Raw genomic sequence first — 26,832 nt, forward strand, 5'->3', positions numbered from 1 at the left:
ACTTACCCACTCTCAACATCTCTAGCAACATTTGCAATCAACCCAGCAAGTGCCATTGTAATAACAATAGAAGAGCCGCCTGAAGAAAAAAACGGCAAATTTATTCCTGTAGGGGGCAGGAGCCCCACTGCAATTAAAATATTCATAATACTTTGAAGAAAGATTACAAGACTTGATATGAAGGCAATAAAGAACCTAAACTTAGTCTTAGCATAAATAGCAACAAAATACCCAAGATAGAAAAATAGAAAAAACAGCACAATTGCAACACAAACCCCTAAAAACCCTAGCTCCTCTCCAAGAACTGAGAAAATAAAATCTGAGTTAGCCTCTGGTAGTTTTCCAAGTTTTATCTCTCCCATGCCAAGACCCTTACCCCAAATGCCTCCACTTTTTAAAGCATTAAAAGACGCAATTATCTGGTATCCCTTTCCCGAAGGATCTTCATGAGGATTTAGAAAAGCAAAAATCCTAGCAACTCTATAGGGCTCAAACACCAAAAAAAGAACAGAAATCGGCAAAAACGTGAACAAGATAGAAAACATATACCCAATTGCCATTTCAGAAATAAACAAGATAATAAAAAAAAGAATAGCAAAATAAATAGCTGTTGAATAATCATTTTGCAAAATTATAAGCAACCAAAAACTAGAAAAAACCATCATAGGCTTAATCCAATAAGACATATTGTTGTCTGATTTTAATCTAAACTTACTCAAATAACTTGAGAGATAGATCGTAAAAGACAATTTAAAAATCTCTGAAGGCTGTATACTAACTCCCCCTAAAAATATCCATCTTTTTGCACCAGAAATACTAGGAGACAAAAAAGTTGCCAAAACCAAAGTAAAGGTTATAAGTAGTACAATAGACACTATTTTTCTTAAAAAATCTAGAGAAACTCTTTCAAAAACAAAAAATGTAATAAAACTCAAAAAAAGGTACCTAAGACGCATTAAAAACAAAAAATTAGGATCTCCCGTAAGTTCTAGACTTAAAAAGAACGAAGACGTATAAAATACAATAAGTCCGTAAGAAACAAGAGACCACAAAACAAGCAAATAATACTTTCTAAGCAAACTTTTATCTACAAACAACATATCAGCAAATTTTAACTCATCTAATCTTAAGAGTACTTAAAGCAAGTATAGCGAATATTAAACCTATTATCCAAAACCTAATAACGACCTGCATTTCAGACCACCCAAGCTCTTCAAAATGGTGATGTAGCGGTGCCATCTTAAATATCCTTTTTCCAGTTCTCTTATACACAACCACCTGAATAATTACAGACAAGGTCTCAACCACAAAAACCCCTGCAAGAATTGCAAAAAGAATCTCACTTTTCAAAATTAAAGCAACCATTCCAAGGATTGCTCCAATTGACAAACTGCCAGTATCTCCCATCATTATTTTAGCAGGATAAGCATTAAACCATAAAAACCCAAAACTACCCCCAAGCAAAGCTCCAAGAAATATTACAAGTTCTTCAGTTCCTTTAATATTTGGAATATTTAAATAAGATGCAAAATCTGCTCTACTTGTAAGATAAGCAATTATTATTAAAGCTCCTGTTATAACTGTGCTAAGTCCAATGGCAAGCCCATCAAGGCCATCTGTTAAATTAAAAGAATTAGATGCAGATATTAAAACAAACATTCCAAACGGAATATACAAAAAGCCTAAATCTAAATTGAAAGACTTAATAAACGGAAAATAAATTATACTGACATGTCCACTTCCAAAATAGTAAAGAATACTAACTGACACAAAAGAAAACAAAATCTGTCCATAAATTTTAAACCTAGCATTAAGTCCATCTGTATTTTGTCTCTTTATCTTTAAAAGATCATCCACAAATCCCAAACATGCAAAGCTAAGCATTACAAAAAGAATAATTAAAAAGTAAATATTGAAAGGATTGGCCCAAAACAACAAAGAAATTAATACGCAAGAAAAAATGAGAATGCCACCCATGGTAGGTATCCCTACCTTTTCATTCAAATGGCGCTTAGGGCCTTCTTCTCTTAAGATTTGATCCAGCTTCAATTTCTTAAGTTTCAAGATAATAAAAGGACCAACAAATAAAGCAAGTAAAAATGCAAAAACGGTGGCATAAGCTGCCCTGAAAGTAATATATTTGAGTAATCTTAATCCTAGAAGATAAAACATAAAACCTCATCAATCCCTAAATGTAGTCAAGAATCCTTTCAAGCCTGTTTGCCCTTGATCCTTTAATAACAATAAAGCAATGAGCCTCTAAATTCTTAACAAAATAATTAATAAAATTTTCAAAACTATTAAAGTAATACAAATTACTCAATTCAAAATTCTTACTCCTCTTTATTTCTTGATATTCTTCTCCAATTAAAAAAACTTTATCAAAATTCATTGGAATAATCTCTTGTACTACTGTTTTGTGTGCTTCATACGAAAATTTTCCAAGCTCTTTAAAAGCCCCAAGAACAATAATTTTTTTATCCTCAATATCAAGATCTATGATCATCTTCTTTAAAGCCATAAAGGAACCTAAATTACCATTATAAGAATCATTTAACACTAGATAGTCCTTCACCTTCATAAGCTCTGCTCTACCTCTTTGGAAGTCAGTATGCATAAGTCCCCTTCTAATTTCATCCTCTCTAAGCCCAAGTAACAAGGCTAGATTGATGCAAGATATTGCATTAAAAATATTATGCCTACCTGGTAATAAAATAGAGTAATTAAAACCTTTATAATTAAAATCACGAGACAATTTCTTATTCAACATTGACAATGATCCTATCTGTAGCCTATCAAATTCAAAGTAGAAAATTTTACTCCCTGGGCTTCTAGAATTGGCTATTTTTTTCAAATCATGATGATAAGGACAGTTCTCATTAAGCATAACTATCCGAGTGCTCTTAGTAATAATTCTGGCCTTCTCAGAAGCAACAATATCTAGGTTTTCAAAAGCTTGCATATGTGCATAACTTATGTTTGTAATAATAACAATTTCAGGATTTAATATCTCAGATAGGAGATTCATTTCCCCAATGTAGCTAATCCCAACTTCAAAAACAGCATATTCTTCATCTCCCCTAGTTCTTAAGATACTAAGGGGGAGTCCAATGTCTGAATTTAAATTCCCCCAAGTCTTACAAGTTTTATACCTTTCAGATAATACGCTGTAAAGCATTTCCTTTGTTGTAGTCTTTCCATTGCTACCAGTAACAGCTATCCTTTTGAAATTTGTTTTCTTAATAAAATGCGATGCCATTTTCTGCAAGAAAGCAATTACATCACTAGTTAGCAAAAATCCTAAATCATTTCTCTTTTTGAAATACTCAATACAGGAAAGTTCATAATCCCTAGAACACACAAAATATTTAACACCAATACCAATCAAATAATCAACGAAAGAAAATCCATCTACTCTATCTCCCTTATATGCAAAATAAAGACTGTCATTGCTGTTCTTTGTATTTATCTCACGGCTATCAATCGAATAAAAGGACAAAACCTTTTGCATGCTTTCTGAATGTCCGATAAATTTAACATCATCTGAAGAATTTAGAATATCTTCAACTTTTATATGCACTAAACACCCTCATTTAAGGAACCTGTTACTCAATAACATTTATGTCACTATTCTCCTGTTTCTCTAAATCTAAATAATCTTTGCTAAGCTCTTCTATCCTCTCAATATTTTCTAGTTCATATATCACAGTTAGCAATCTAAGGTTTTCATCAACAATGTTACTTTGTTCCTGATTTAAATCCTCAAACTCTCGCAATTTCACAACATATCTAAAATTAAGATAAATGTTAAGACATGCAACTACTGTTAATATCAAAATCAATAAATAATATAGTTTCAATTTTCCCCATTCTACCTATCTATTCTTTTTACGGCTCTAAGCTTAGCGCTTCGGGATGCACTATTACATTTCTTCTCTTTCAAACTCGGAATTATAGGTTTTTTAGTCAATACAGAATACAAATTTCTATCTAAATTTTTAAAAGATTCCTTTACAATTTTATCCTCTAATGAATGAAATGTAATAATGGCCAAAATTCCATCCTTTGCTAATTTTTCTAACCATAATGGTAAACTTCTCTTTAATCTGAAAAGCTCATCGTTAACATAAATTCTTAACGCTTGGAATGTCTTAGTTGCTGGATTTATTTTAAAATTGATCCTAGGATAGTCTCTCTCAATGATATTCTGTAGTTCTAAGGCAGTCTTTATTTTTTTCACTTTCCTACTTTCTAGAATAGATTTTACAATTCTTCTAGAATAATGCTCACCGCCAAGTTCATAGATTAAATTTTCAAGTTTTTCCTTACTAAAAGTGTTTACAATATCATACGCACTAAGACTTGAAGAACTAGGATCAAGTCTCATGTCCAATATTTCGTCCTTTAAAAAAGAAAACCCCTTGCCGCTTTCCCTGTAATGAAACATAGAAACGCCAAGATCAACCAAAATAAAATTAGCCCTATTCTTTAAGGGGTATTCACAAAAAAAATCATCAAACCAAATATTAAAATATGAAATTCTATCTTTAAATTCCTCAAGAAAATTTTTCGCCTTGTTTAAAATAGCAACATCTCTCTCAATACCAATTACACTTATGTTTTCATATTTTCTTAATACCGCACATGAATGCCCGCCTTCTCCTAGGGTACAATCAACGAAAATACATCCATCACCTACACAAACAGAATCTAAAAGATCAACCACCTCGTCAAGAAGTACAGAGGTATGAAGCATAACATCACCCATTAATAACAAACCTGTAGGTTAACTTAATCTCAGTCTCATAAACATCTCCATACCTAATTGTAATTTCGTTCTTTCCCTTAGCAAATTCAAGATTATTTATTTCAATAATTCCATTATCCTTCTTAAAGTTAAAAAGCGATAAATCATGGTTCTTGTTTCCAGAAACAACATACAGATTATTGTTCAAAAATATACTTTGAAATTTAACACGAAAAATACTTTTATTATTTAACAACACTTCAAAGTAATAAATACCCTTAAGTGTATTTAAGGCATTAGCATTGCCTTTAGAAAAATTCAAAACAAGGCCATAATTTCCAAACCCCATATCCAAATTTGTATTTCGTTGCAATTCAAGCATCGTATCGTCTTTACCCTTTAAAAGGACACTACCCAAAGAAAAGGAAGGACCTACAGTTAAATTACCTCTATTCTTGATTACAAATAATGGGTTGATTATATACCCTCTATGTTGATCAATAACTACAACATCAAAGACTTTGTTACCGTCTGCGAAAAAAATTCTCTCGTTTTTATACACAAAATCACCAAAAAATTCCAGATTAAGGGCTGAATCTTTATCAAAAATAATTAAAACGCTTCTCTCGTATTCATGTTCCTTATTTTTAGAATATAAAATTTTGTAATTGTTTGAAAAAACAGAGATATTCGTATCCACAGCTTGAAGCTTTATGCCAATACCTATATCATTATCTCCATTTAAGGGTTCTCCAAAATCCCTAACCAAACCAAATTTTTCACCTCTCCCGAACTCCAAAAACGAATACAGATTAACAAAACTAAAAAGAAAAAGAAATACAATCTTCATGGCAATTACAGTCCCAAATACCTTAAACCACCATCATCGCTAAAGTACAAAACTCCTCCATTAAATTCAACGTACGAAACCATCCCATCGCTAAAAAACACGTTATCAAACAACTTAAAAGAATTTTCAGAATAAGTTCTTATATTTACTATCTTAGCATCTGAATCATAAAAATATATTCTATAAATTTCACAAAAAGAATCATATGAGGCTTTTAAAACATAATTTTTATTATCAACTTTAAAAAGTTTACCGTTTTCAATACTAATTATTAAAAATGAATCTTTGGTTTCAATAAATAAATTATAAAAATCATCGAATCTTAAAAAAGGATTCAAATTTTTAATTTTTAAATTACTTAAATGCATTACCTGATCGCGCTTATTATCTAGATTAATTATCTCTAAAGAGTCCCCTTCGTGTTCTCTTATCACACACAAATATTTATTATCTAAGCTTAACTTGACACATAAAACCGGAAATCTAATCTCTGGAACATCACTACTATAAATCAAATTACCCCGCTTGTATGTGCATACTCTACCATCAGATAGCCCTAGCGATAAGACATCATCGTTATAATCAATGCTTAATATGGACGCTATGAACTTCAAAGATAAAATTTTATCTCCACTAGACCCATAAACCTCTAAATCTTTATATAAATCATTTAGAGCAAAAATAGCATTACCTTTCGAAAAAACAAAACCTTTAAATTTAAACGAAAATAAAAATTTATTAGTTTCCCTGAGGAATACGGAATAATGATCTTTAAAATTAGAAATCACATAGTAATAATCTGAAAAACTCACCAAATGATCGTTTAAAACGCTGTAATGACCCCTGTTAGAATCTAGTTTTATAACCTTTCCTCCAATAAAGACACTATTGCTTGGAGAAATATCAACAAAATCATGAGGACTCACCTCAAAACGCTTAAACTTATAAAACGTAGAAACAGTAGTGGTTGTTTTTAGCAAAAAACCGACCACTACTGTTAAGAGTAATAAAAAAATTAGTAATAAAAGAAATCTTATTTTTTTATACTTAACTATGCCTTCTTCATCAAAATTCAAAACTATTAGTATCCTTCCTTATTACTCTGATTTGTTCAAATCCGACTTAAACTTAGCAGACCAAACATCATAAAATTTTGAAAATTTCTCAGCTATCTCCTTTTGGGAAGTGACAACAGCTAAAATCTTTCCGGCTTGAATATAACTCAGGGCCTGTTTTGAAAATACGTAAGCTTTGTTTGTTTCATATCTGACTTTTAAAAGAAATGCCCCTTCCTCTAAAAGCTCTAAAGACTTAACAAGATGGGCTAATTGAACTTTATAAAAAGGACTATCAATAAGCAGATTTTTTGCTAAATTCTTAAAATCAATAAAATTCTTCACAAAAACAATAAATCTAAGATATATATCTTCTAGGAAAAAAATTGATTTAGAATCACCCTTATTAAAATATATTCCCAGGTCAATAAGATACCCTAATTTTCTAACAATCAAAAACCGCTCTTTGGGGTCTAGATCAATTACAGATCCTCTTTCAATAAGCTCACTGGAAGGAGCAAGTAAAACAGGACTTACAAACAAAGAAGAATCGGTAATAAAGTTAAAAAGATTTTTCTTAAAATTATAATTAACCTTCAATCTAGGTCTTGTATAAAAATAATTTAAAGAAACAATATAACTTAAAACATTCAAATTTAAATTGATAAAATTAATCGTTGCTTCAGAATCAAGTGATAATTTTCCAGACTCTTTGATTTCCCTTATGTCATTGAAAGTTTGCAAAATAAGACCATCAATAAATAAAATCTTTTGATAATCTTTGCTATCAATTAAATCCATAAATAACCATTCATACTTGACTACTATTTTTCAAAAGGACCTCTGCGTGTTTAATGCTACTGTCATTAATATCCCCGCTAAGCATCCTAGCGACCTCTAAAACTCGATCATTCCCCTTCAACATAGTAGCGTTAACGCAAGTAACACCTTTATTGAATTCCTTTTTTATTAAAACGTGATAATCTGCAAGACTTGCAATATTGGCAAGATGAGTTACAACAAATATTTGAACATTCCCTGATAAATTTTTTAAATACCTACCCAAACTAACACCAGCCTCCCCCCCTATCCCAGAATCAATCTCATCAAATATTACAAGCCTATCTTCACTAATATTTTGTACACTCTTAATGGCCAACATTATCCTTGAAAGTTCTCCTCCAGAAGCAATTTTATAAATTGGTTGCGCTTTTACCCCAAGATTACTAGAAATCGAAAATTCCAACTCATCAATACCCGTCAAGCCCATTTTCCTTTCTGATATTGAAGCAAAAAATTTTGCATTACCCATACTAAGCCTGTGTAATATTGCTGTTACTCCAGAAGAAAAGCTCAAAGCAGCCTTTTTCCTAGCTTCTGAAATATTACCTGCCAACTTCTCCGTTAGGACTAACAAGTCATTTAGTCTTTGCTCCCTATATAGCCTTTCAGTTTCGAAATTAAGCGACGAATTAACAACAGCACTACATCTCTCCCTCAATTCTATAATATCTTCAATATTTGGTCCATACTTTTTCTTGAAGCGAAAAATGTCATACAACCTACTCTCTATTTCCTCAACCTCTCGCTCATCATAGGCCATATCGAGCAGAAGCCGGCTATAAACTTGCCCAATATCCTCAAGTTCATAATAAGCGTTCTTAAGACGCTTTTCAAGCTCAAGATAAGAACTATTCATCTCAGACAGATGCTCGGAATCACAAATTACCCTTTTTACCTCACTTAAAGCAGAGGCATCTTCGCTCAAAGTTAAGACATTCTTTAAGTTTAACAGCGTACTGCATAAAGATTCATGATTGCGAAGCTCATCTAATCTGGACTTTAACCTCTCCTCCTCTCCTACTTCAGGATCTAAAGAATCTATATCCTTAAGTATCCTTTCACATTCTTCTTTACTTTCTTTATGTGATTTTTCTTCCGAAATAAAATTATCATAATCATTTGAAAACTTAACGTAATCCTCGTAAACTAATTTATATTCTTCCAAAGAAACGTTCAAATTAGCATAATTATCTAAAATCTTTAAATTATTTGATGGATTTCTCAAAATTAAATATTGTTGATTTTGAGAATGGATCTCAATCAGCATATCAAAAACTGGTTTTAAGACTACACTAGAAATAGGCTCGTTGTTAATATAGTAATTACTCAAAAAGGTGTCTGAAGACTTAGCCATAATTACCCTCTTTATGCTAATAAAATCGTCTACTAGTATGCCTTTAGAAGATAAATAATCCCTAGCTCCTCTATTTGCCATAAATTTAGCAAGCAAAACACACTCTCTCTCTTTATCCATAATGACGTTATCTTTAAGCTTCCCACCAAACAAATAATAAATTGAAGACAACAGTAGGCTCTTCCCGCTACCAGATTCACCCGTAAATACTACCAATCCCTTTCTAAGACCAATAGACACTTCTTTAACTAAAACAAAATTTCTTATAAAAAGCTCAACCAACATACAAAACTCAAAAATAAATATTAAAATGCTTTGCTTTATAATAACTTATTTTTAAGTCTTTTCACAAAAGTGTCCGTACAAAAAGACGCAAACCGCAGGCTTTTATTTGCAAGACTTACTTCAAAAACAGTATCAACATCAAATTTTCCAAGATTAACCCCATCAACAAAAATTGATATTGGTTTTAGAGTACATTTTTTTTGAAATGAAAGCGTAACTTGGCTCCCGATTGAAAAAACAAAGGAACGATTATAAACCGAATGTGGAGAAATGGGAGTTAAAATGAAGGCTTTAAGATCTGATTCTAAAACAGAGCCCCCTGCAGAGAAAGAATATCCGGTCGACCCCGTGGGGGTCGCAAATATTACCCCATCACTTCTATATGAAAGAAAATCTTCTGAATTAACCTTAAGATCTACACAAATTAACTTATTAAGAATACTTGAACGAATAATTACATCATTTAAAGCATACTTAGTAAGTACAGCGCGCCCACCCCTATAAGCAGTCACACTAAGCAAATATTTTTCATGAATAACTAAAGAATGATCGAAAAATTTATCTACTACTTCCTTAAAGTCTTTGGGTTTTATGTCTGCTAAAAACCCTACCTTGCCCAGATTGATTGAAATTATTGGAACATCAATATCACTTTCTAACAATAAACTGCTGGCCAATAAAACCGTGCCATCCCCCCCTAGGGTTATTGCAAAAATCAAACCACCGCTTTCCGATAACTCCAAAGACTTACCAGCTCCCATCAACAAACCTAAAACACCGTACTTATCTTTTAAATATTTTTGTATTTCACAACCAAGAAACTCAGCATGCAAATTTGAGTAATTAATATAAATTAAAACCCTATCTTCCATTACTTTCCTTGTATGGAATCCCCTCAAACTCAACCTTGTCAAATATTTGCTCAATATCAATTAATACTAAATACTCACTTTCAAAATTTTCCTCACTATCGACTTTAACAACACCAGATATATACTTTCTATCCAAAGTCTGCAAAGTAGCAGGAGGTTCTTGCACTCTAGATGCATCAAAACTAATCACTTTTAATACCTTATCCACAAATATGCCTAAAAGCTTTCCCTTAATATTTACTATTAAGTAACCCGTTAAAATTTTATCTTCCTCTGTTTGACAAATAGAAGGAATGTTAAACCTAATATTTAAATTTATTAAAGGAATAATATCCCCTCTAAGATTGTAAATACCTGTGATGTATTCAGGAACATTAGGTATCGCATATATGCTATCCAGAGGCACCTTAATCACTTCCCTAATATGATCTATTGTAATCCCATAGCTTTCTCTTCCTATCTTAAAACATGCAATCTGTAACTGAGATTTTCTCTCTCTAACCTTTTCTCTTCCAAACATACCCACACCCTTAACATTACCTAACTACTCGCTTCTAACACATGAAGCCCTTAGATAAAAAATAAATTTCAAATGAATTTTTCCTCACAGCTTTAGGCCTAATCTTCCTAACAATTCTGAAATATCTCTTAAGCACAAAAAAAATCTGATCCTCTTCTCCTCCCTGAAAAACCTTAATTAATAAACTCCCGCCCCTAGCTAAGATCTCAGAAGCTAGTTCTACCACTCTACTATTCAGATTAAAAGAATTACTCGTGTCAACTAACCTGTTACCGGTGGTCCTAGGAGCTACATCACTCAAAACCAGACTGTAAGGAGCAAAAGATTTAATTCTTTGCACAACACTACCAAGATACACATCACCCTTTATAAAACAAAAATTACTGCCAAAATTAAGACTCATTTCATCAAGATCAACAGCAACAAGCATCCCCTCTCTCAGCTTACCGTAGGCATACTGAGAAAAACTGCCAGGAGATGCCCCAATATCCAATATGTTACCAGAAGAAAACAAAGAAAACCTCTTGTCAATTTCTACCAACTTATAAACAGACCTAGCAAGGTACCCCTCTTTCCTAGCCCTCCTAGAATACTCATCATTAACATCATACATACAACTCTCATCTCAGCTATGCTTTTATTATAATTCTTATATATGAAAAATAAATTGTTTTTAGAAAATATTGAAAAGAACATTAATGTCGTACTTTCAAATGAATAATTTTCTAAATCTCTTTAAAGGCACGGGTTTAGCGCTAAAGCTTAATCATGGAGAGGATACAGTAAAAACACATTCAAGTGCAACCCGCTTGGATAATCAAACGAGGGATGAAGAAAATAAGGCAAATACTAATGGTTGTACTGGAGCATGCTTTAGGGCATAACGCTGGTAACTCTGAAAATTTATACAAGTTAAGCCTGCTACTTGAATTACCTCATTCCGGAAGCTTAATTGTTTATGATATTAAAGACGGTACTTTACAAAGAAGAGGAGGATCTGACTATTCACTTAATTTATGGAATAGACTCCAGTATTAATACTACAAATATAATTTATTTCCTGCCGGTGGGTTTAATAAGGAACTCCAATTCAAAAGAAAGTCAAAAATTATTAATTTGCGAAAATTTTCTCACAACTCCTGCAGTTCTTCACCTGGAGCACGGAAGCGACATTGAACTTAACAAAGCAACACACATCCTGAGCATTAAGGAGCATATCCCTTTGTTGGGCCTTAAGACAAGCTCTCTTTTTGGAATGGCCGGATTTTTAACTGGAATACTTACAAATAACGAAAATAAATCTAAAAATCCTCACAATACCTTCTTAAGGTTTGGAACCTATCTTGAAATAATGAATGATATCCGAAATATCAAAAATGAAATTGAGGATAAAAATTCTGGGGACAATTTAATCAACGAATGCCAAGACATAATACTAGAAATTTTAAACAAAATAAAAGAGGAAAACCTATGAAAAAATTTAGAATAATTCTAATTTTAGCCTTTATAAATATCGTTATTCCCATTTACGCAGAAATATCTGCAGAAGATATGGGAGGAGATAAAATTGATGAGCTTTACAAAGAATCAGTTTTATTAAAAAATTTAAAAAAATATGACAAATCTAAACTATTATTGATGGAAATTATAAACAAGGATCCTAAACAAGTTGATGCGTACTTATTACTCTCGGAACTAGAATATCTGATGGGAAATTGGCTAGAAGCAATTAAACAAACAAAAACTTATCTAGAGATAATTGATTTCGCGGATACATCAAATTATCTTGACATTTCATGGGCGTATTTTCTCATCGGAGAGTCTAGCAATTCAATGGCTTATATAACAGATTTTATGCAAAAAAACCAAAATTTACTAAACACTAACACATACATACTCATTGACGCCATATTAAAAAAAGGTCTTTATCATTTCATTGAAGATGAAGACTCAATATTTGATCTAATCATTAACACTATTTTTCAAATAGAAACACATGACGATATGTTATATACACTCTTTCTACATAACCTAGATATTGTAAAGCAGTTACCCTTTTATCTCTTTAATAAAATCAAAATAAAAAGGTTAGAACTACAAATGAGAACCCTAAAGCAAATTAAAAATTCAACAAATGGTATGACTAAAATTTCTTATTTTTCCTAAAAGGAGAAATCAATATGTTAATTAATATGGCCATGTAAAATGGCAAAGCAAGAGCAAAATAAGAATTTACATAATCCTGAAAATTAAAGAAATTATACTCAATAAACACCATAAAAAATGCAACTGGAAAAACAAGCCAAGGACTCGAAAACGAAATATATAATATACAAACGGAAAGCCAACCATTATTTAACCCTAAATTATGAGAATAAACATTAAGACTTATAGCAAGAAATGAGCCTGACACACTTGCTGAAATCGCAGATATTAAGATAGCAAAAGACTTAAAGTAATTACTAGTTCGCTCACCTAATACATTCTCATAATCTCCTGAGCGTATAAACTCAAAAACTACCCTAACTCTTGAACAATTTATTATATAAATGCTGAAGCCTAAAAAGACGAAAAAAAATAAAACAAAAATAGAAATAGCAAAATTATTTGATAGATCCAAACTAAACCCTGGCATAAAATCAAAATTAAACCTCATCAAAAAACTGACTAAAAAATAACATAATATGTTCACTCCTATGCCTGATATGAAAATGTCGTAGCCCTTTACCGTAAGAAAGGACAAAAACCCACCAAAAATAAAACTAACGAGAAGCGACATAACAATTGAAATAAAAATTCCATACCCCAAATAAATAAGAAGAGATGTTAAGAAAGCAGACAAAAAAGAAATTCCTTCAATAGATATATTTAAAAGACCTATTTTTTCCGTATAAAGCACCCCAAGTGCTAAATATGCGAATATTAGAGAATGTATAAAAATAACAAGCATTATTTTTTACCCGAATTAATTAAAAATAATGAGAAAAAAATAGATATAGCCTGATACAATCCAATAAAATCGTACTTAAAAGAATAATGTATCTTAAGATAATTATTAAACTCATTCAGCATTGCAAAAAATAGGCTGAAGAACAGCACATAAATATAGTTAAACCCCGAAATTACTGCCACAATAAATCCACTCCAACCGAGTCCCGCAGTTAACCCTAAAAATAAATAATTTTTAAAAAATATAACAAACATTGTACCTACAAGTCCATTAAGAAAAGCACTAGCAAATACCGTACAAAATTTATACTTAAACTCATTAACACTAAAAAACTTACCCAACATCTTCCTATCACTCAATATTTCAAGCTTTAATCCTAAAATAGTTCGCTTGTGTATCAATACATAAAATCCCCAGACCGAAACCCCAAACAAAATTAAATATGGCAAAGAAGTATCGAGAGTAAATATTTGATCGACACTCTTTGTATGATTTAAAAATTCATTTAGACCTAAAAGCTTTGATATAAATCCATCTACCAATCTTTGATTCCCATAAGACATCAGAAGACCCGTAAGCATCTCATTTACGCCGAAAAAGAATGTTAAAAAAAAAGGAATAATCCCTATAAGACCAACCAAAGACGAGCTTAATACCATTATTAACACAAAATTAAAATACGTAAGCCCAAACAATTCACAAAACACGTAAGATAAATAAGCACCCAAATAGACTTGCCCCTCATGTCCGAGATTCAAACTATTACTTCTAGCACAAGTAGAAATCCCTGTTGCAATCAATAGAAGCAATATAAAATTCCAAAATATTGCCTTGATATAAGACAGACTAAAAAACCCATCAAAAAAATAACTAATAATCAATGCACTAAATGAAAAAACCAAGAACACATATTCCTTCTTAAACGATCTCATATGAATAGCAGCTCCTTTAAGTGTGCTTTATTAATACGATCCCTTGGCTTTCTCAATAAAACCTCTCCAGCCTTAATAGCTAAAACATCATCGGATAGAAGAAGTAACTCATCTAAATTAGGAGTAATTAATAGTACGGGTTTTCGCTTGGCAAAATTACGAATAAAAATAGTTACCTCATTATATGCCCTATAATCTAGGTTGCTAAGAGGTGAAAAACAAATCAAAACACTCTTTGTAATGTACTGTTCTCTAAAAAGGGCAAGTTTTTTCAAAGTCCCCCCAGAAAATGAAAAAGATTTGGAATAAAAGGTCTTAACTATCTTATCATCGCAATATTCCATATCTTTCCTAAAAAATTCCTTAAGCTTTTTAATAGCGGCTTCCTTAACAAAGAGTTCATTATCAAAACTCATTATTTTGGCCAAGAACCCATCCAAAATAGTACTATTATCAGAAAATAAATTAGCAATACCTAAAGGTAAAAATCCCGCCTTTAAGTCGTAAACATTAATATCTTCATACCTCTCACCGTTCATTTTTACACATCCCACAAATGGAATTTCTCCTAAAAATAACTTCTCCCACGTTTTTATCGCTGCTTCTTCTGCAATAATTCCAAAAACTCCTCTTTTTTTTAAAGAAAAACTAACATCATACTTCCAAAAATCTTCAAAAAATAAATTAAATTTTATAAAATCTTCATCTGATCTATCACAATTAACCTTTGTAAAAACAAATTTATCCACTACCATCTCAAGTTTGTTAAGTATCGTCTCCTTGTTTGTCGTCCTAAAGCATTTTCCATCTTTTAAAATAATAAATTCATCGCTAAAATCTACGGCACTCCCAATTTCTCTATGCGTGATAAAAAGAGAAGTGATGCCCGTCTTCTTAAGAAGGCCAAGGAGTTTAATAAACTCCTTGGCCTCTTTTTGAGAGAAATAAGCTACACTTTCATCAAAAATAATAACTTTTGCATTGCTCTTAAGAGAGGAAATGATAAGCAAAAGATATACCTCTTTGATATTTAAATCTCGTATTCTCTTGTCCAGATCAAAATCAATATTATAAAACTGTCTAATCCACTTATAATATCTATAGGTCCTAGATTTATTCATTAAAATAAAAAATTTAGAATCAAACCAGTAAATGTTAAGATATTCCCATACTCTTAAATTCATATTAAGTTTAGGTATCTGAGACACAAGATAAACACCATTACGCTTTGCCTCATCCACATTCCAATTCTTCTGTACTCTATTATCTACAAACACATCCCCACTATCAAAACGCACAACCCCAGCTATAATTTTAGACAAAGTGCTTTTCCCCTCTCCATTTCCACCAATAACAGTCAAAATTTTAGCTTCTTCAATCTTTAAATTAACACTATCTAGAATAGGCATCTCGATATCTGGGAATGACTTCACTATGTTTTTAAACTCTATCATAACATCATTCTAAATCTATCTTTATCCCAACATCGCTCATCGCTTTTATTTTATCTTCAAGTTTTTTCTTAATCTCAAGACTAATACTTTCTAAATAAAATTTATTTAAAAAATTAAATGAAACTCCCATCTCCCTAAGTCCAAGTACCTCATAAATGCCGTATTTAATATCTCCTCTTAAAGCTTTATCTAACACTTTTTCTATATAAAATCTATGATTTGTAATGCCTGATCCAATAACATTGTCTTTATTATTCAAATAATCTTCACTATCAAAGAGAACTGCAAAAACATTGTGCTCACGTACTGATGCAAGCACTCCACCAACAGCCATTCCCACAATAGGAAGGACTACAGAAACTTTTGAATTTAAGATTAAGGAATCTGATAAGGCCTTTGCCTTATTACTGTCGTACCAGTTTCCTAAAGTTCTAAAGAAAACTTCTGAATCTAAAACTTCTTTAACTCCGTTTTTAAAATAAGGAAAAATATAATCGTTCATAACAGGATATTCTTGCCCAGTAATCAAGGCTACATTTTTGCTAGACAAATCAAAATTTTTTAAAAATAGACCCACATAATAACCCAAAATATAAGCTTCCTCTGCGACATTATAAGACAAGGAATACACTTGAGGATTATTATTTTTCACCAAAGAATCGAAAATTAAGAATTTAGTACGAGGATGATTTTTTGAAATCTTATCAACAATTCCCTGCATTGAATTATTCGCTGTTATTAAAAAATCATATTCTTGATGCTTTAATAGCTTTTCAAGCAATTCTGTCCATTCACCCTGATTAAACCCAGCCTCAAATATCTTAACCTCAATGTCTTTTCTACTCTTTTGAAATTCAACCAAAAAATCATACATTTCTCTGTAGGAAGGAGCACCACCAATAACCCCCGGAACAAATAACGCAAGCCTTTTCCCTGTTGAAATTTTAAGCGCTCTAACTTTAAAAAAATTAATATATACAAACAGAAACAAGCAAATTAAAGAAGTAAAAACCCAAAAAATTCTAAGCAATGGAAACCTATTCACAAAAATGAAACACCCTTTCCTCGCAAATCACAGCGTCTAGCCTGACATCATCAGCACAAAAAGGCACAAAATTAAAAATCTGAAAATCAAAGCAAACGCCAACTTTTAAAAAGAAGCCTCTTTTTAGAAAGATATCATAAAATCCTCCACCGCGTCCAACTCTATGTCCTGTTTTACTTGAAAATGCAAGGCCTGGAACTAATACAACAGAATACTTATTACTGTTAAACTCAATACAAGAAATAGGCTCTAACAAATTAAACTTGCCTAGCTTAACGGAGGAGTCTCCAAAATATCTAAAAAACCCCATGGTATGCATACCTAAAATTTTTGGCAAAAAAACTTTAAAGTTTAAACTCAATAAAGAGTTTAACAATCCGTGTATTTGAACCTCAAACTGCATAGGATAGTAAGACAAAACCTGACAAATATTTACGCTTTTAATAAATTCTAACAAATTTAGGGAAATATCCTCACTAAACTTGACTCTTGTGTCCGTTTCATAACTTTTTAACAAAGTTATCATTCTGTCTCTAATTTCTTGTTTTAACAAATCCTTATTCATAAAACCTAAAATTCTCTAGGCTTTAACAAGTAAAATTCATCGACTTTTAAATTACTAGGAATATCGCCATGAGTACGGGTTAAATACATTTTGAAAGAATGAATTGTTTTAAAAAATTTCTTCATTAAGGACTCTCTATTTTTTTTATAATCTTTAAAAAAATTTGAAATAGACCCATGAACATTTAATTTTTCAAAAACATCAGATGAATTTTTCACAATATCTTCTATGAAAAAAAACATATTTGCTAAATAAATAAAATTATTAAAAAGGATTCCTATTCTACCTTTCAGATAGTTAATATCATTAACCATATCAACCCTATCTCCTAAAGTACGATTTTCGTCTTCTAAACTCCATTTTGAATATATGATATTAAATCTGGAATCTTTTACTAGGTTTTCATACAAAAATTCAAACCTAAAACTACCCTCAATATACCTTGAAAATATACAGTTCGGGCTCCTATTACTCAAAGAAGTAAAATTTTTTCGAGACTTTTCTCTAAGAGATTGTATTATGTTTTTAGGTACAGGATCGCTATTTTTGCTCAAAAAAGAATTACCATCCCAAAGCAAGACACTAGTACCTCCTGAAACTAAATATTCATCTTTATTGTAATGCCTAAGAATACCCTCAAAAACACTTACAAAATAGCTACTGTAGTAGTCACTGTTAACATAAAATTTTGCTGGGACATCTGTGACAAAAAAATAATTATCAATACTGACAGAAAACGAAGACCCCTTGACAATTTCATAAACAACAACATCTAAACTTCCCCTAAACAAATATACCTTAGCTTCCTGAACGTCTTTAAGAGAGGAATAAAAAATAAGACCATTCGTATTAGAATAAAGGGTCAGATCCGATGAAACACCATTTATTCCATACAAACTTATTTTAACTTTTGATTTGTCTCCAACTTCAATAAAATCATATTCAAAAATCTCATCTCCCAAGTCTAATTTGACGGGAATAGTATTCCTTAAAACACTAACCTTACCCTCCATTTCCTTAATGAATGCCACCTGAGAGAACAACGCCATTTTGGATAATAACAAAAAAATAATAGCACATAGCTTTAAAATAAAATTCTCCTCATTTTAATACTTATAAATTAATTATATCCTTTTCCAAAAGATTTTTAACTTTAGAGAAAATGAAAATACGTTGTAGCTTTGCCTGATTGCAAAAATGATATTTTGTGCTAAATTTTTCCCATGAGGACTCATAGAGGGAACGAAGCTGTAGCTGGTGTGGTGGACGTTATGTAACGGGGGTGTGCTTATGATAAAAGGCAAAAAATTATCATTTTTTACTTTATAGGTGCCTGTTCTTTACCTCTTGTCGTGCAGGTGTTGTCGCTGACTAGGCTGACTCCTCGGATGAATACGGGGGTTCAGGGCTCGGTGGGGGTAAGTGTTGGTGCTGAACTGACAAACAGTTGTGCATGTTGTGTACTGAGAGTACATATAGTAAGAATTAAGAGTGGGGTATTGGTTACTTAAGGGCTTATCTGTCTTAAGTAAGTGATGCCACCGGTAGTGAGGATGTATTATTATGATGAAAAAAAACAATTTATTAAAAAACAGTTTATCATTTTTGGTTTTGTCGGCGTTTATTTTGTCCCTGTCTTCATGCAAGACCCACAATGTTTATCATTGCAAACCTCCTCGAGGGGAAGGGGCTGGGGCTTCTAGTATTTCAAAGCCAGCTGTCTAGGTAAAGTAGGGGTATTGCTGTTAAGGTAGTGGCGCCTGCGTGTCACATAGAATATTAAAACGAGAGCATCGGTGACGAGGCTAGGTTGGCTTTAGATAGCCGGTGTTGCTCGGTGATTGAAAAGGATCTATTTATGATGAAAAAAAACAATTTATTTCTTCTGATTTTGTCTTTACTTGCTCTTTCTATCCTGTCGTGTGAGACTGTCAATAATATCTATGACTGCGATCCAAATCAAGAAGACGGTGGGGCTGGAGCTCCTAAAATTTTAAAAAGAAGATAGGAGTATTGCTGTTAAGATAGTGGTTTTTGCGTGCCACAAGTACTATTGAGAATGGAAGTGCCGGTTACTTGAGGGATTAAGTTGTCTTAAGTAACCGGTGCTGCGTGATAAGAGGACGTATTTATGGGGAGTAGAAGAAAATATATTTTCGGGTTTTCCTGCGTTTGCTTTCCCTGTTTTGTAATATAAAGTCCGTAGTATGCACTTGCTAGGCACAATCTGGAGTAACGATGTTCGCAATTTCGAAGCCATTTTGGGAGAAAAGCAAGGGGTTGATGTTAGGTTAATGGCAGTTGTATAATAGACCAAAAGTGTTGTATGAGATAAAGGTGTTGGTTGCCTAAAGGCTAATTTGTGTTAGGTAATGGATGCGTGCGATGACGAGGATGTGCGTATGATGAAAAAAAGCGATTTATTTTTGATTCTACTTGTGTTTATTTTTTCTCTCTTCTCCTGTGAGACTGCCCCAGAAGAAAGAAGATGCGAGGATTACAGAATTTTAAAGCCCTCTGGAAGCACAGAGTAAGGTATTGGTGCTTATGTTAGTGGGCAAGTTGTATTACATTTAGATGTATCATTAAGAAACAAGGGTTCTGGTTACTTAAAGACTGAGCTATCTTGGGTAATCAGTGCTACACAATAACAAGGATGTGTTTATGATGAGAAAAGGCAAACTGTTATCTTTGATTTTATCTGTGCTTACTTTATCTCTAGTCTCATGCGAGACTCCTCCAGAAGACGCTAAGAGTGAAAATGCCAGGGTTTCGAAAAGAAGTGGGACTGGGCAACCTGAAGATTTGCAGAGAGACGTTGAGGATGTTAAAAATGAAGTCTTAAGAGAGAGGGGAAATCTTTTTTATTCCAAAGAATTTAACGAGGCTGAGAAAGCTGAAAAAGAAATGAGGGAAAAATTTAAGAAAGGAAATACTCAAGAGGGAAATGAAGTTGCTATAAAAGCACTGGAGCGGTACAGAAGCATTGCAAGGGATACAATAGAGAAAAAAGAGAAGATAAGCTACCTTAAGGAAAATATTGAAAAATATCTAAACGACGCTGAAGCGAACGAAGCATACATATGGATACCATTAGAAGTTGATGAGGTAAATAATCTATATTTCGAAGCTACTCGAAAATACAAGGTGTACGATATGGAAAATTCCCTTGGTATGTATAGCAAAGCCTTCAATAAGGCTCAACAGACAGCTAAGAAAGCAAGGGAATCAAGGGCTCTTAAGGAAACAGACGAGAGGATGTATAAACAATTGAAAGCACTTGAAGCAGCTTCTAATTTATCTGTTTACAGTAATAGCAAACTTATTAAGCCATCTCCGTGGAATGGAAGAGCGCTCATTAAAGACAAGGGAGCGTATATGAATCTTTTGGACTTGGAAGGTGGTGCTTATTTACTAGGAAAAGTTGATTTTCCGTTGGTACTTGCCTACGAGGAAGAAGCTGAGGAAATAAAGAGATCGGATTCAAACAAATTTAAAACACTTCAGCTCATCGAGAAATCTAGGCAGTTATGGGAACAGGGCCTTGAAGCTAAAAGACTTAATAATCTTAGACTCGCAAATGAATTGTTTCTAGATTCTGCAAGATACTTGGAAGCTTACCAAAGCCATGCAAGTAAAGAGCTCTACATAGTGAAGATTGGGAACACCTTGTGGGGGATTTCTAAGAAATTATACCAAGATCCTTATTTGTGGCCAAAAATTTGGTTTGCAAACAGACAAAAGATACAAAATCCGGATTTAATACATAAAGATTGGAAGATCATAATTCCTTCTAAGTAAAATAAAAGAAGAAAACAGGTTTTTACTTGTTTTCTTCTTTTAAATCTAATAAAATCAATTTGGTAAGTTTCTAAGAAAGGGAATAAAGATGAAAAAGTTGGTGTTGGCAGGGACTTTTCTCTTTTCTTGCTATACAGCAAGTTTAGAGGAGCTGACAAAAGAAACTCCTTATGGTATTTATTTAAGAGAAGCTCAAAAAGCAATGAATTCAAACGACTACCGATCCGCTTTGAATGTGTACGAAAAAATGATTGAAATTCACAAGGACAATGCTGGCATAGTTGCCACCGGAAAATACGAAATCGCGTTTATAAACTACACCATAGGTAAAAAGGACACAGCAAAAACTTTGTTTGAAGAATTAATAAAGTCCGGCATTAAAACACCCAAGTGGATTCTACCATTAGCCAAAAAGATGATGGAAAAGATAACTAAGACCTGATCTGCTAACACTTCTATTGCTGAAGCAATATCCCATAAATCGTAATATCTTTTCTTTTAGCCGAGTTGATTACATCTTCATAAACTATAGGGCCTCTGGGATATTCGTGCGGCGGGGCATCTCCTAATACAATAATGAGTCTGTTCTCCGCTCTCCAATCAAACTGAGTAACAGCAGCGTTAATTCCTTCAAACACCGCTTCAGGATAATCTCCTCCTCCCCCCACATTAACATACTTAAGAATACTATTTAAATATTCCTTAGTATTAAAATCAAAAGATCTTGTTAAAAAATCTTCAAGATAATCCTTATAAAATACAATACCTACTCTGTAAGACTTAAACTTCTCAAGTTGAGGTTCTACTATTTCAAAAAGATGCTCCTTTAAAATTTCAATATGACTCTTCATACTCTCAGTAGCGTCAATAACAAAAACAAGATCTAATTCGGCAAGTGAGTCTTCTGACCTTTCTAAAATATCCTTTATCTTTTCAATGGTATCCATTCCCTTATCGGCAACTACAACATCATCAGAAAATCTCAAAAATGCCTCTCTTAAACCATCAAGCCCCGCCCTACCTTCTGTTTGAGTATCTTTAAAAAATAACTCATAAGCATTGTCTTTATACTGACCTAAATAATCGTTGTATTTTTTCTCGAAGGTTCTAATTGAAAACCAAAAAGGCTCTTTTTCCCTCTTAAGGGTTTCTAAATCAATATCACCACTTCTTGTTGAAAAATTAGGAAAACCGTATTTTAAGCGCTTAGGGATCAATATATGAAAAGCCTCTCCAAATTTTCTATTCGGAACAGGAGTAGAAGATGTTAGTGATAAAAGCTCTCTATTCTTAATGACTCTACCATTTAAAATTCTAATTTCATCCCCGTTAATCTTGTTATAGCTCAATGTTCTAAATGAATAAGTAGAAACATCTTTACTTTTACCTGGAATCTCAAAAGATTCCGTCAAAATGACAGACTTGACTTTTGGTTTTTTCCTAATAAAAAGATGAAACCCATCTTCACGAGCCTCCACATACACATCATCAATAGTAATATTCAAATAATCATCCACTGAAGAAAATAAATCAAAAACAATAAGTAAGAAAATAACAAAGTAAGTTTTTTTCATGTAAATTCCCTATAAATAAATTAGACAAAACTGTACCCAAAAGTCCAACCAAACCTAAAGATTATCGGCCAAATTATCATAAAACAAGATGTTAGAACCAAAGAAATCATTTTTAAAAACACTCCTAAGATTCAAACTAGCAAGGTCTTTCCTAGCACTCTTAACCATATCAACATCTCGATTTAACAAGTCAAACATCCTAGAAGATTTAGTCAAATTGGCAATTCCTGAATCAAAAAGCTCATTATCTTTAACAATACCAACACCAATTCTATTACCAAGAGACGCTCTTATCTCAACAATCCCAAGGTTATTATAATTCTCAATTTCTTTTATCAATAAAGCCCTATGATAATTATTATCATTAGGTCTGAAACCCAAAATACTAGACTTCTCTACATCCAAATTTTCTAATATCCTTACATAGTAACTTCTAGAAGCCACAAAATCACCCATTTTATAAAGGACAGCCGCAATTAAACCTAAAACTTCGTTATTATTTGAAAATCCAGACATGTTCTCAATTTTAAACAAATAGTTTAATGCCTCTTTGTAATTATCCTCCTTATAACTAAGTAATGCCACCTTATAATAAACATCCGGAGAATTGACTCCCTCATTTATTGCCGCATTATAAGAAGAAATCGCGGCCTTAAATCCTTTCAAAGACCTAAGAATATCCCCCTGCTTTTCATATACCAAAGAAAGTTCTCTAGTTCCTCTAATAAGACCATTTCTTTTATAAAAATCATAATCGCTTAAAGCTAGGCCAATAATATTACTTGCCTTAAGAGAGTCGTCTTGTTTTTCATAAATATCTGCCAAAATTCTATAAGCTATTATTTTGTCAGCAGAATTTTCAATTAAATTTTCCCGCCTAAAGCCATTTAATGCTGTTAATAAATATCCCTCTGCTTTTTTAAAATCACCTATGTAATAAGAATACCTGCCATTTTCAAAGAGAGCCTTATTATAATTAGGATTATTAGTTAAAATCCTTCTGAGAATATATTCAATCTCTGAATTCAGATTGACATCATTTAAAGCATCAAGAACAGTCTTTCCGTCTCCAGATTTAAAATTGGCAAATTCTTTATTCAATAAATTCATTTGCGCACTGAAATACTTCAAATTCCTAGACAAGTTATTTATCCTCTTGTTATATACAGTAAAGTCAACGTATCTATCTATTAGTCTCTTAACATACCTAGTATAAACTACCTCATCAATGTCTATGCCCTCATTTGCCTTAATAAAAGAATTCACATTCTCCATTTCCTTATCAGCACCCGCCTCAATGTAGGCATTGAAAAGCTTAAATAAGATTTCTTTTTCATGCCCATGCCTCGCTAGAAGAATAGTATAACTATTGATACTATCTCTATAATACCTAGGATCTGTTTGGGCCCATTTAAAATAATTATCACCTTTAGTCATTAACGCATCACGGTCATAAAGGTCATAAGATATGATCTCATCAAGAATCAAATTGGCTTCAGAATACTCCCCAAGTCTCATTTTCATAGTAGCATAAGACACATACCCATTCTTATTAAATCTCTTTCGTCTTCTCTTAGGGGCGCCCTCAGAAAAAGGATCAACAGTAAATAACTCCTCGTATTTCTCCTCAGCACTATCAAAATCTCTCATATCTTCAAAAGCCTGTGCATAAGCCAAAAACCACTTATCACTAGGCCTCATGTAATACGCATCCTTGAAAGCAGATTTAGCAAGATTCCCTTTATTTTCATAAATGTAAGACATGCCCTCCCTATACTTTATATCAGATGCAACATAAAAAAACATAACATCAACTAAAAGATAAAAAGCCACAAAAGTCATAGAAACAATCAGCAAAGACATCTTAAGTATCGGTACTAAAGCTTTTGAAATCCTATAACTCAGCTTCTGTTCAAGCCTACTAAATTCCTCTGCTTTATAATAAATAACAGGTAGCTTAACAGAACGCCCAACAATATCGCCAGCAAACTTGGCAATAAACTTAAGCCCCTTCTTATTTTGCTCAACAAGATCAATTAATGCTTCAAGCTTATACCTGGAGATATTATCTTTTGTTAAAGCTTCAGCCACAGCAATTCTTAAATTTCTAGGGTAAGAATTTAAATGCTCAAGAAATAAAGGATAATTAATTGTAAAATTACGATCCTGGGCACTTGACTCCTGCTCATCCTCTAAGAAGCTAAAATCATCTGAAAGATTATCAAAATCACCCTCTTCATCAAAATCAGTACTACCATTAAAAACACCAGATCCAACGTCAGCAGGAACTTCACCAACATTAGAGCTACTAGATCCACTCAAATTATCAACTAGATCATCAAGATCAAAATCATCATCAAAGATATCACTGTCACTGCCTGAAGATTCCTCGCCCGAATTCTCAGTATCCTTAGTATCAAGAGATTCATTAGCATATAGCGACCCAACATCTGGAACATCATTTGCATCAAAATCAATCGCATCATCCAGACTAATAGAATTATCATCAAGAACCTTTTCAAAATCTTCCTCAAGCTGCTTCTCTGAACCAATAAGACCACCCTCTGAGACATTAACCTCAGAATTCGCCTCTAATTTTTTAGGATCTTTCAAGAATGACCCATCTTCTTCGTCCAGCCTGCCTCGCTCTTCACTATCAAGCGCGTCAAGAATAAAGTCTAAATCGAGCTCACTCCCTTGCTCTGCTTCCGCACCAAGAAAAGACCTCTCCCCCTCCCAAGGCACAATACTCTCCCCCTCATCCTTTGGAGGTGCAATGTCCATCTTTATCCCAAAAGGCTCCTTTCTAGCCCTCTCGCCAGACACATTATCCAACACTTCCCTTTTAAACTTTTTTATTTTTTCTATATCAGGCATATTAACAATAACACCCTAACTCAAATCATTGTATATTCTAGCTCCCTCTTCATGAAGAACCACAAAACGTTTTTCTAAGTCATCAGCAATCCTGGAACTTAAAATTTCTTTTGTAGGCTCTAGACCTTCCTGATCTAATGCTCTTAAGATTAAATTCCTGTAATCAAGCATATCTATAACTTCTGTTATATTATAAACAAGAGCATCTTCCTTAAAAATGTCGTGTGACATTTCCTCATCTTTTGAAACTTCAAGAATATTGCCGTTAACACCAACCATCACAAAATAATCGAAAATCTTAAAATAATTCCCAATCTCTGATATTATCTTCTTAGTCTCAGGCTTTCCTTTTCTGTATCTGGTAGCTGTTGGAAAAATAAGAATGATGTATCCACTGCTCTTTTTGTCGGAAATAAATTTCATGGAATTGGCGTTAAAAGTCCTTCTTTCCCTAATCTTCTCAGTATCGATTCCAATAAATGAATGTGGAGGGTAGATAAATATTACGCTATACCCCAAAGACAAACTTTTAACAAACAAATCATCTTTAAAAAGCTTAACACCAGCCACAGGAATAACATGATCCGCTATTTCTGTACAGTTCATCTTATTTAACAAGAACTGAAAACAAGGAAAGTCAAAATTACTGTAGTGCTCCATCAATATGATAGATGACTTTCCAGATTTAGTCTTTTCATAAAGTTCCAAAATATGCTCTACACCAACAATAGTAGAGCCATCTTTTAGAAGTCTCCTGATCATCTTATCAGCCAAATTCCTACTAACAGCATTCGCTTCATGATAAGAACTATTTAAACAATCTACATTTTCGATAGCTTTAAATTGACTAAGGAATTCACCCTCAATATCCTTGAAGTACTTATTAAAACTCTCATTTTGTATAAACATAAAAACTCACCCTTTAAACTTTTAGAAAAAATAACACATCGACAAACCACGTATATAACCTACACCATTATACTTTATTTGCTTGTCAAATTAAAGTAAAATTCATTTAAGCCTTTCAACAAAAGTCATTTATAATAAAAGAAGATACAAAAGACAAAAAATTAAGGAGAACGCTTTATGAAACATAAAGGAATAATTC

General features: G+C 32.6%; 28 protein-coding genes. 7 read left to right on the forward strand and 21 right to left on the reverse strand.

What is annotated here, in order from left to right; translation table 11 throughout:
* Positions 1 to 2 precede the first annotated feature (2 nt).
* The 12 genes from ftsW to QYZ68_RS01590 are packed head-to-tail and all read right to left on the reverse strand — an operon-like array spanning position 3 to position 11,139.
* Positions 3 to 1,061: a putative lipid II flippase FtsW gene (gene ftsW, locus QYZ68_RS01535; protein WP_301384400.1), complete on the reverse strand. Its 1,059-nt coding sequence runs from the start codon at positions 1,059 to 1,061 to the stop codon at positions 3 to 5.
* 55 nt (positions 1,062 to 1,116) lie between these two features.
* The gene (mraY, locus tag QYZ68_RS01540; protein ID WP_301383831.1) at positions 1,117 to 2,172 is read right to left on the reverse strand and encodes a phospho-N-acetylmuramoyl-pentapeptide-transferase; all 1,056 of its coding nucleotides are present in this window, start codon (positions 2,170 to 2,172) and stop codon (positions 1,117 to 1,119) included.
* Positions 2,173 to 2,188: 16 nt separating this feature from the next.
* Positions 2,189 to 3,580 (reverse strand): UDP-N-acetylmuramoyl-tripeptide--D-alanyl-D-alanine ligase, encoded by a 1,392-nt coding sequence (gene murF / locus QYZ68_RS01545; protein WP_301383832.1) that lies wholly within the window; start codon positions 3,578 to 3,580, stop codon positions 2,189 to 2,191.
* A 25-nt stretch (positions 3,581 to 3,605) separates the two neighbouring features.
* Positions 3,606 to 3,860, reverse strand: coding sequence for a hypothetical protein (locus QYZ68_RS01550; protein WP_301383833.1), 255 nt, complete (start codon positions 3,858 to 3,860; stop codon positions 3,606 to 3,608).
* Between the two features lie 11 nt (positions 3,861 to 3,871).
* Complete coding sequence (gene rsmH, locus QYZ68_RS01555) at positions 3,872 to 4,768, reverse strand: 16S rRNA (cytosine(1402)-N(4))-methyltransferase RsmH (RefSeq protein WP_301383834.1); 897 nt, start codon at positions 4,766 to 4,768, stop codon at positions 3,872 to 3,874.
* Entirely contained in the window at positions 4,761 to 5,597 is an 837-nt protein-coding gene (locus QYZ68_RS01560) for a hypothetical protein (RefSeq protein ID WP_301383835.1), read from the reverse strand. The genes rsmH and QYZ68_RS01560 overlap by 8 nt, the downstream gene beginning before the upstream one ends.
* Positions 5,598 to 5,602: 5 nt before the next feature.
* The gene (locus QYZ68_RS01565; RefSeq protein WP_301383836.1) at positions 5,603 to 6,673 is read right to left on the reverse strand and encodes a hypothetical protein; all 1,071 of its coding nucleotides are present in this window, start codon (positions 6,671 to 6,673) and stop codon (positions 5,603 to 5,605) included.
* Between the two features lie 21 nt (positions 6,674 to 6,694).
* Entirely contained in the window at positions 6,695 to 7,453 is a 759-nt protein-coding gene (locus QYZ68_RS01570; RefSeq protein ID WP_301383837.1) for a hypothetical protein, read from the reverse strand.
* Positions 7,454 to 7,463: 10 nt separating this feature from the next.
* Positions 7,464 to 9,134 (reverse strand): DNA repair protein RecN, encoded by a 1,671-nt coding sequence (locus tag QYZ68_RS01575; RefSeq protein WP_301383838.1) that lies wholly within the window; start codon positions 9,132 to 9,134, stop codon positions 7,464 to 7,466.
* 35 nt (positions 9,135 to 9,169) lie between these two features.
* The gene (locus QYZ68_RS01580) at positions 9,170 to 10,006 is read right to left on the reverse strand and encodes an NAD(+)/NADH kinase (RefSeq protein ID WP_301383839.1); all 837 of its coding nucleotides are present in this window, start codon (positions 10,004 to 10,006) and stop codon (positions 9,170 to 9,172) included.
* A complete protein-coding gene (locus QYZ68_RS01585; RefSeq protein ID WP_301383840.1) occupies positions 9,996 to 10,526 on the reverse strand; it encodes a chemotaxis protein CheW in 531 nt (176 codons plus the stop codon). The genes QYZ68_RS01580 and QYZ68_RS01585 overlap by 11 nt, the downstream gene beginning before the upstream one ends.
* Positions 10,527 to 10,560: 34 nt before the next feature.
* Complete coding sequence (locus QYZ68_RS01590) at positions 10,561 to 11,139, reverse strand: SAM-dependent methyltransferase (RefSeq protein ID WP_301383841.1); 579 nt, start codon at positions 11,137 to 11,139, stop codon at positions 10,561 to 10,563.
* Positions 11,140 to 11,378: 239 nt separating this feature from the next.
* Between QYZ68_RS01590 and QYZ68_RS05885 the strand changes: the two genes are divergently transcribed.
* From QYZ68_RS05885 to QYZ68_RS01600, 3 genes are read left to right on the forward strand one after another with little or no spacing between them, the layout of a single operon-like run.
* Positions 11,379 to 11,564 (forward strand): hypothetical protein, encoded by a 186-nt coding sequence (locus QYZ68_RS05885; protein WP_367317276.1) that lies wholly within the window; start codon positions 11,379 to 11,381, stop codon positions 11,562 to 11,564.
* Complete coding sequence (locus tag QYZ68_RS01595; RefSeq protein ID WP_301384402.1) at positions 11,485 to 12,000, forward strand: polyprenyl synthetase family protein; 516 nt, start codon at positions 11,485 to 11,487, stop codon at positions 11,998 to 12,000. Before QYZ68_RS05885 ends, QYZ68_RS01595 begins: the two co-directional genes overlap by 80 nt.
* A complete protein-coding gene (locus QYZ68_RS01600; RefSeq protein WP_301383842.1) occupies positions 11,997 to 12,692 on the forward strand; it encodes a tetratricopeptide repeat protein in 696 nt (231 codons plus the stop codon). The genes QYZ68_RS01595 and QYZ68_RS01600 overlap by 4 nt, the downstream gene beginning before the upstream one ends.
* Here QYZ68_RS01600 and QYZ68_RS01605 read toward each other — a convergent pair.
* From QYZ68_RS01605 to QYZ68_RS01630, 6 genes are read right to left on the reverse strand one after another with little or no spacing between them, the layout of a single operon-like run.
* The gene (locus QYZ68_RS01605; RefSeq protein ID WP_301383843.1) at positions 12,670 to 13,476 is read right to left on the reverse strand and encodes an ABC transporter permease; all 807 of its coding nucleotides are present in this window, start codon (positions 13,474 to 13,476) and stop codon (positions 12,670 to 12,672) included. The genes QYZ68_RS01600 and QYZ68_RS01605 overlap by 23 nt on opposite strands.
* Positions 13,476 to 14,408, reverse strand: a complete 933-nt coding sequence (locus QYZ68_RS01610; protein ID WP_301383844.1) for an ABC transporter permease — start codon at positions 14,406 to 14,408, stop codon at positions 13,476 to 13,478. The genes QYZ68_RS01605 and QYZ68_RS01610 overlap by 1 nt, the downstream gene beginning before the upstream one ends.
* Positions 14,405 to 15,862 (reverse strand): ATP-binding cassette domain-containing protein, encoded by a 1,458-nt coding sequence (locus QYZ68_RS01615; protein WP_301383845.1) that lies wholly within the window; start codon positions 15,860 to 15,862, stop codon positions 14,405 to 14,407. The genes QYZ68_RS01610 and QYZ68_RS01615 overlap by 4 nt, the downstream gene beginning before the upstream one ends.
* 4 nt (positions 15,863 to 15,866) lie before the next feature.
* Positions 15,867 to 16,907, reverse strand: coding sequence for a BMP family ABC transporter substrate-binding protein (locus tag QYZ68_RS01620; RefSeq protein WP_301383846.1), 1,041 nt, complete (start codon positions 16,905 to 16,907; stop codon positions 15,867 to 15,869).
* A complete protein-coding gene (locus tag QYZ68_RS01625; RefSeq protein ID WP_301383847.1) occupies positions 16,900 to 17,472 on the reverse strand; it encodes a 5-formyltetrahydrofolate cyclo-ligase in 573 nt (190 codons plus the stop codon). Before QYZ68_RS01625 ends, QYZ68_RS01620 begins: the two co-directional genes overlap by 8 nt.
* Before the next feature lie 5 nt (positions 17,473 to 17,477).
* Complete coding sequence (locus QYZ68_RS01630; protein WP_301383848.1) at positions 17,478 to 18,521, reverse strand: hypothetical protein; 1,044 nt, start codon at positions 18,519 to 18,521, stop codon at positions 17,478 to 17,480.
* An 809-nt stretch (positions 18,522 to 19,330) separates the two neighbouring features.
* On the opposite strand from QYZ68_RS01630, the gene QYZ68_RS01635 reads away from it, so the two are divergent.
* The 4 genes from QYZ68_RS01635 to QYZ68_RS01650 all read left to right on the forward strand — a co-directional run bounded on the left by QYZ68_RS01635 (position 19,331) and on the right by QYZ68_RS01650 (position 21,715).
* Positions 19,331 to 19,480 carry a hypothetical protein gene (locus QYZ68_RS01635; protein WP_301383849.1) on the forward strand — a complete coding sequence of 50 codons (150 nt, stop codon included), beginning with the start codon at positions 19,331 to 19,333 and terminating at the stop codon, positions 19,478 to 19,480.
* Positions 19,481 to 19,874: 394 nt separating this feature from the next.
* The gene (locus tag QYZ68_RS01640; RefSeq protein WP_301383850.1) at positions 19,875 to 20,006 is read left to right on the forward strand and encodes a hypothetical protein; all 132 of its coding nucleotides are present in this window, start codon (positions 19,875 to 19,877) and stop codon (positions 20,004 to 20,006) included.
* 130 nt (positions 20,007 to 20,136) lie between these two features.
* Positions 20,137 to 21,273, forward strand: a complete 1,137-nt coding sequence (locus QYZ68_RS01645) for a LysM peptidoglycan-binding domain-containing protein (RefSeq protein ID WP_301383851.1) — start codon at positions 20,137 to 20,139, stop codon at positions 21,271 to 21,273.
* 88 nt (positions 21,274 to 21,361) lie between these two features.
* Positions 21,362 to 21,715 carry an outer membrane protein assembly factor BamD gene (locus QYZ68_RS01650; RefSeq protein ID WP_301383852.1) on the forward strand — a complete coding sequence of 118 codons (354 nt, stop codon included), beginning with the start codon at positions 21,362 to 21,364 and terminating at the stop codon, positions 21,713 to 21,715.
* Between the two features lie 13 nt (positions 21,716 to 21,728).
* On the opposite strand, the gene QYZ68_RS01655 is transcribed toward QYZ68_RS01650, so the two are convergent.
* Genes QYZ68_RS01655 through QYZ68_RS01665 form a run of 3 tightly spaced genes read right to left on the reverse strand, consistent with a single transcriptional unit; the run spans position 21,729 to position 26,633 of the window.
* Complete coding sequence (locus QYZ68_RS01655) at positions 21,729 to 22,847, reverse strand: vWA domain-containing protein (protein WP_301383853.1); 1,119 nt, start codon at positions 22,845 to 22,847, stop codon at positions 21,729 to 21,731.
* A 54-nt stretch (positions 22,848 to 22,901) separates the two neighbouring features.
* Positions 22,902 to 25,724: a periplasmic flagellar collar protein FlcA gene (flcA, locus tag QYZ68_RS01660; RefSeq protein ID WP_301383854.1), complete on the reverse strand. Its 2,823-nt coding sequence runs from the start codon at positions 25,722 to 25,724 to the stop codon at positions 22,902 to 22,904.
* 15 nt (positions 25,725 to 25,739) lie between these two features.
* Entirely contained in the window at positions 25,740 to 26,633 is an 894-nt protein-coding gene (locus tag QYZ68_RS01665) for a 1-acyl-sn-glycerol-3-phosphate acyltransferase (RefSeq protein WP_301383855.1), read from the reverse strand.
* Positions 26,634 to 26,832: the final 199 nt, after the last annotated feature.

Source organism: Borrelia sp. P9F1 (assembly GCF_030436115.1).
GTDB lineage: Bacteria > Spirochaetota > Spirochaetia > Borreliales > Borreliaceae > Borrelia.

Coding starts and splice junctions, on each gene's coding strand:
- mraY (WP_301383831.1), bottom strand. CDS start 2,172: ATGTTTTATCTTCTAGGATTAAGATTACTCAAATATATTACTTTCAGG.
- rsmH (WP_301383834.1), bottom strand. CDS start 4,768: ATGGGTGATGTTATGCTTCATACCTCTGTACTTCTTGACGAGGTGGTT.
- QYZ68_RS01560 (WP_301383835.1), bottom strand. CDS start 5,597: ATGAAGATTGTATTTCTTTTTCTTTTTAGTTTTGTTAATCTGTATTCG.
- QYZ68_RS01570 (WP_301383837.1), bottom strand. CDS start 7,453: ATGGATTTAATTGATAGCAAAGATTATCAAAAGATTTTATTTATTGAT.
- QYZ68_RS01575 (WP_301383838.1), bottom strand. CDS start 9,134: ATGTTGGTTGAGCTTTTTATAAGAAATTTTGTTTTAGTTAAAGAAGTG.
- QYZ68_RS01580 (WP_301383839.1), bottom strand. CDS start 10,006: ATGGAAGATAGGGTTTTAATTTATATTAATTACTCAAATTTGCATGCT.
- QYZ68_RS01585 (WP_301383840.1), bottom strand. CDS start 10,526: ATGTTTGGAAGAGAAAAGGTTAGAGAGAGAAAATCTCAGTTACAGATT.
- QYZ68_RS01590 (WP_301383841.1), bottom strand. CDS start 11,139: ATGTATGATGTTAATGATGAGTATTCTAGGAGGGCTAGGAAAGAGGGG.
- QYZ68_RS05885 (WP_367317276.1), top strand. CDS start 11,379: ATGGTTGTACTGGAGCATGCTTTAGGGCATAACGCTGGTAACTCTGAA.
- QYZ68_RS01595 (WP_301384402.1), top strand. CDS start 11,485: ATGATATTAAAGACGGTACTTTACAAAGAAGAGGAGGATCTGACTATT.
- QYZ68_RS01600 (WP_301383842.1), top strand. CDS start 11,997: ATGAAAAAATTTAGAATAATTCTAATTTTAGCCTTTATAAATATCGTT.
- QYZ68_RS01605 (WP_301383843.1), bottom strand. CDS start 13,476: ATGCTTGTTATTTTTATACATTCTCTAATATTCGCATATTTAGCACTT.
- QYZ68_RS01610 (WP_301383844.1), bottom strand. CDS start 14,408: ATGAGATCGTTTAAGAAGGAATATGTGTTCTTGGTTTTTTCATTTAGT.
- QYZ68_RS01615 (WP_301383845.1), bottom strand. CDS start 15,862: ATGATAGAGTTTAAAAACATAGTGAAGTCATTCCCAGATATCGAGATG.
- QYZ68_RS01625 (WP_301383847.1), bottom strand. CDS start 17,472: ATGAATAAGGATTTGTTAAAACAAGAAATTAGAGACAGAATGATAACT.
- QYZ68_RS01630 (WP_301383848.1), bottom strand. CDS start 18,521: ATGGCGTTGTTCTCTCAGGTGGCATTCATTAAGGAAATGGAGGGTAAG.
- QYZ68_RS01635 (WP_301383849.1), top strand. CDS start 19,331: ATGATGAAAAAAAACAATTTATTTCTTCTGATTTTGTCTTTACTTGCT.
- QYZ68_RS01640 (WP_301383850.1), top strand. CDS start 19,875: ATGATGAAAAAAAGCGATTTATTTTTGATTCTACTTGTGTTTATTTTT.
- QYZ68_RS01645 (WP_301383851.1), top strand. CDS start 20,137: ATGATGAGAAAAGGCAAACTGTTATCTTTGATTTTATCTGTGCTTACT.
- QYZ68_RS01650 (WP_301383852.1), top strand. CDS start 21,362: ATGAAAAAGTTGGTGTTGGCAGGGACTTTTCTCTTTTCTTGCTATACA.
- QYZ68_RS01655 (WP_301383853.1), bottom strand. CDS start 22,847: ATGAAAAAAACTTACTTTGTTATTTTCTTACTTATTGTTTTTGATTTA.
- flcA (WP_301383854.1), bottom strand. CDS start 25,724: ATGCCTGATATAGAAAAAATAAAAAAGTTTAAAAGGGAAGTGTTGGAT.
- QYZ68_RS01665 (WP_301383855.1), bottom strand. CDS start 26,633: ATGTTTATACAAAATGAGAGTTTTAATAAGTACTTCAAGGATATTGAG.